The sequence below is a fragment of the Candidatus Phytoplasma sp. AldY-WA1 genome (genome assembly GCF_020312115.2).
In the GTDB taxonomy this organism is placed as follows: domain Bacteria; phylum Bacillota_I; class Bacilli_A; order Acholeplasmatales; family Acholeplasmataceae; genus Phytoplasma; species Phytoplasma vitis.
Window position 1 is genome coordinate 1 of sequence record NZ_JAHRHX020000057.1, and the last position, 3,829, is coordinate 3,829.

Consider the following 3,829-nt stretch of genomic DNA (forward strand, 5'->3'; position numbering starts at 1 on the left):
TCTCGTTTCATTAAAAACAAAAAAAGACTAGTTTGATTTAACTAGTCTTTGTAAAAAAAGTAATTTTTTTTGGACTTAGTTTATTTAAATTATTAAGTTCATCATATTTCGAAGTAACTTCTTTACGTTTTGATAGAAATTGTTTAAATTGATTTGACGTATCATCCGAATTACAAAAAATTTGTTTATAGCTATCGCTACTTAAAATTTTTGAGAAAATTTTAATGCTATAATTTTCTTCATTACTTTTTTTATCATCAAAACAAATATCGCCAAAATAATTAGGATTAAAATAAATATCATTAATTTGTTTGTCTTGATAATATAAAGGTTTAGCAAAAGAAACTAAATTTTTTTCAAAATGAGATAAATTTGTTTTAAAGGAGGTGATGTCTTTTAATTCCTTTGTGTCAATAGTAATTTCTTTCTTAATGTTCCAAAATAATAAAACCTTTTCTGAATTATCGTTTTCTTTAATAAAGCAGATGTATGAAAGATTTTCGTTATTATATTTTTTATTATAATAATCTACAATAAATTTGTTTTTATTTAAATCATCTAATGATAATTTTGAATCCCATTTTTTTTTAAAAAATTTATCAATGTCTTCTTTGGATGAAAATATGATATTATCTTTATGTATTTTCTTATTTTCTATCGGATCTTGATTTTTATATTTGTTTAGATAGTCTTTTTTGTTCAATAGTTTGATTTTTATTTCTGTATTTTCTTTTAATTTGAAATTAAAATTAGAACCAATGATGATAGCAAGATGAACGTATATATATATATAATATAATAAAAATAAGAACAATTTTTTATTAGATAAAAAGAATTTTATTAATTTCGGCATCGACCAAACTCCTTGATTAATGTAGATTATAAATAGTTTATTTTTTAAAATTTTAAATTAAAGCTTAATTAAGTTATTTTTCTGGTCATGGTTTTTGTGTTATTATGAAATAAAAATATACTTTTGAATATTAAAGTCTATTTATTTAAATTTATGTTTAATTTTAAGGTTTAATACTTTTCTTTTAAAATTTGAAAAAAAAAAAAAAATATTAAAGTTAATTTTATTTTATTGAACCATCAAAATTGTAATAATTTTTTTAAACAAAATATTCATTAGATTGATTTAATTTAATGATAAAGTCTATTATTTTAACTTCGTTTTGAAGCAAAGTTATTTTAAATTAATTTTCCATTAGATGGATCGAATTCATTTTTGAATTTAGCTTCTTTTAATTAATGATATATTTTATTTTTTTTATCATCATCTGTCTGTTAGATGGTTGAATTTGTTTATGAAATAAATTTTTTGATTATCTTGAAATAAATTGTTTTAATTGTTTCTAGTTTATTTTGTTTTTTAATTACTTTTGCTGTAGCAGGAATACTTGATAGTTGTGAGTTTAGTGGAAATACAAAATATTTTAATTTCATAAAAATTACAATAATAATGATAACAAAAGAACCTCCTAAAGATATTTTTAAGATTTTATCTTCATAATTTAAATACTTTTTTAATATTTTTTTTAATTTAATTTAAATTGAAAAAAAGTTTTTTAATTTTTAAAATTAATAATAATATAGTATGTCAATATATTATAGTTCAAAAAAAAAAAAAAAAAAGAATTTATATTTGTTTAATATATGAATAAATCAAATTCGTTCTAAGTTACTCCGTTATATCTTATATTTGCATTCTGTAATATATTACATTTAACAAAAAAATTAATATATTTTTTAAATAATAATTTTTAAATATTTTTTAAATATTTTTTAATTTTATCTTAATGTAAAAGAAATTATTGATTTTAAAATAAATAATTTTACTTTTAAATTATTAATTTTAATATATTTTTTTTTCTTTATTTGCAATGCGAGTTGATTCCAAAGATGCCTTTTTTAGTTTCGTCATTTTTAATTCCATTGTTTGTTTTTGTACACAATGTTCCTAAAAAATTGTAAATGTTTTTTTAACATTACACATTTTTAAAACCTCTTTTCGCTAAAAAAAGACTAGTTTTTTAACTAGTCTTTTTGGTATTAAAAATGAATTCATTTACAAAAATTTATAACAGTGTGCTCCGGGTCGTCTTTGATGATTAATTCTTTTTGTTTTTTGTTTATTTTTTTCATAATTTTAATTTCCTTTTTTAATTTTTGTATTTTTTGTTAATTGCTTGTTTTTTATTAATTTTTTCAATACGAAAAAATAAAATAATACCATTTCAAATAATTATTATTATAATTTATAATAAAAAAAACCTGTAGTAGCAGGTTTTTTTATTTTTGTTTTTTTATTGTGGGTTTTTTGTATAAAAAAATCCTCTTATTGGAGGATAGAGAATGGAATAGGAATAATTGTTATTTAGATGAGTTTTAATTTTAAAAATTTAAACATTAAAAATTTTTCTCTAATTTGTCAAGAAATTTTGTAACAATTTTTTTATAATTTTCATTATTTTTTTTATTTAAATTTAAACATTGTTTTTTTAAATTTTCTATAATTTCTTTTTTTGTATCTTGTCTGATTTTGTGTTCTTCTTTAAATAATTCAACAATCAGTTCTTCAGCACGTTGATAATTTGTTAACGTTCCTAATTTATCATAAATACTATATTTATATTTATTAGTATTAATTCCATAGGGGTGTGTAGTTTTTGCAGAATTTAAAAAATGATATTTATCATATCCAACAGGGAAACAAATAAATCCACCATTCTTTTCATCTTCAATTTGATAAAATAATAATCTTTCTATCGGAGTTATAGCGATTTGAAACAAAGGCATAGTTTTATTAAGTGTTTTATAAAGCACTGAACATTTATTTTTTATTTTATCAAAATTAATCTGATGATAATGATATTTTATATCTTTTAGACAAACCTCTTTATTATTTGTTAAATTTGATAATTTAGACATTAAATTAAAAAAAGTTTTTTGAGAATAATTATTAAAATCAAAAACACCCCCCTTAACAAAATATTTTTTTACAAAAGAAAATTTATATTCTTGTTCTTTGCTTTGTATTATAATTTTTATCATTTGTAATTTTACCTTAAAAAAATAAATTATAAATTATAATAATTATAATATTGATAAATAGCATTATCTGTAATGAGTTGACGACTATAATCTTCGATATCACTATTATATGCATCGGTCCAAGGATCTTCAGAATGTGTTTTTTCTGCTAATTCCCAAGCTTTAAATTTACCATATTTTTCTAAAATATAATCAATTATGGTTTGGTAACTTGATGATGTTATTTTATTTTTATCTCCTAATGGTGTTTCTTTTAATTCATCCATACCATATGTTCGAAATTCAAAATATAAATATGGGAAAACTGGACCATAGGGCCAAGCTTCGATTTGTTTTTCAGCCGAATTAGTAAATAAAGTTTGAGGATTATTTTTTACTAAATAATGAGCATAAATATAAAACATTAATTTTTGTAATTTAAGGTTACTAATATCATCGCATTTATCAATAATATAATTAGCAACGTCAAAAATGTTGATTTGATTTTTTTCAATACCTTTTTTTATATTTAAACTATTTCCCATATTTAAATCAACTCCTTTGTTTTTAATATCAATTAAATTATATAATAATTTTAATTGTTTTTTAAGAGATATAATTTTTTGTTGCATTTGTTTTTTTGTTCCGCTCCATCAAAATGGAACCAGTTAAAAAGTTAATTTAAGTCAAACTATTTATTTAAAAAAATAGTTTGACTTATTTTTTTTTATTATTTGTTATATTGTTGTTTGAAATTATTATGTATTAATTTAAATTTATTTCTAATATAAAAAAA

The 3,829-nt window shown here is 18.9% G+C and carries 3 protein-coding genes; all 3 read right to left on the reverse strand.

Annotation, left to right across the window (positions count from 1 at the left end):
* Positions 1-37: 37 nt before the first annotated feature.
* Complete coding sequence (locus KTO59_RS03715; protein WP_284928703.1) at positions 38-853, reverse strand: hypothetical protein; 816 nt, start codon at positions 851-853, stop codon at positions 38-40.
* A gap of 1,556 nt (positions 854-2,409) precedes the next feature.
* On the reverse strand, positions 2,410-3,054 hold the full coding sequence (locus KTO59_RS03720; protein ID WP_284928704.1) for a hypothetical protein: 645 nt from the start codon (positions 3,052-3,054) through the stop codon (positions 2,410-2,412).
* Between the two features lie 26 nt (positions 3,055-3,080).
* Entirely contained in the window at positions 3,081-3,665 is a 585-nt protein-coding gene (locus KTO59_RS03725) for a Panacea domain-containing protein (protein WP_284928705.1), read from the reverse strand.
* Positions 3,666-3,829: the final 164 nt, after the last annotated feature.

Coding starts and splice junctions, on each gene's coding strand:
- KTO59_RS03715 (WP_284928703.1), bottom strand. CDS start 853: ATGCCGAAATTAATAAAATTCTTTTTATCTAATAAAAAATTGTTCTTA.
- KTO59_RS03720 (WP_284928704.1), bottom strand. CDS start 3,054: ATGATAAAAATTATAATACAAAGCAAAGAACAAGAATATAAATTTTCT.
- KTO59_RS03725 (WP_284928705.1), bottom strand. CDS start 3,665: ATGCAACAAAAAATTATATCTCTTAAAAAACAATTAAAATTATTATAT.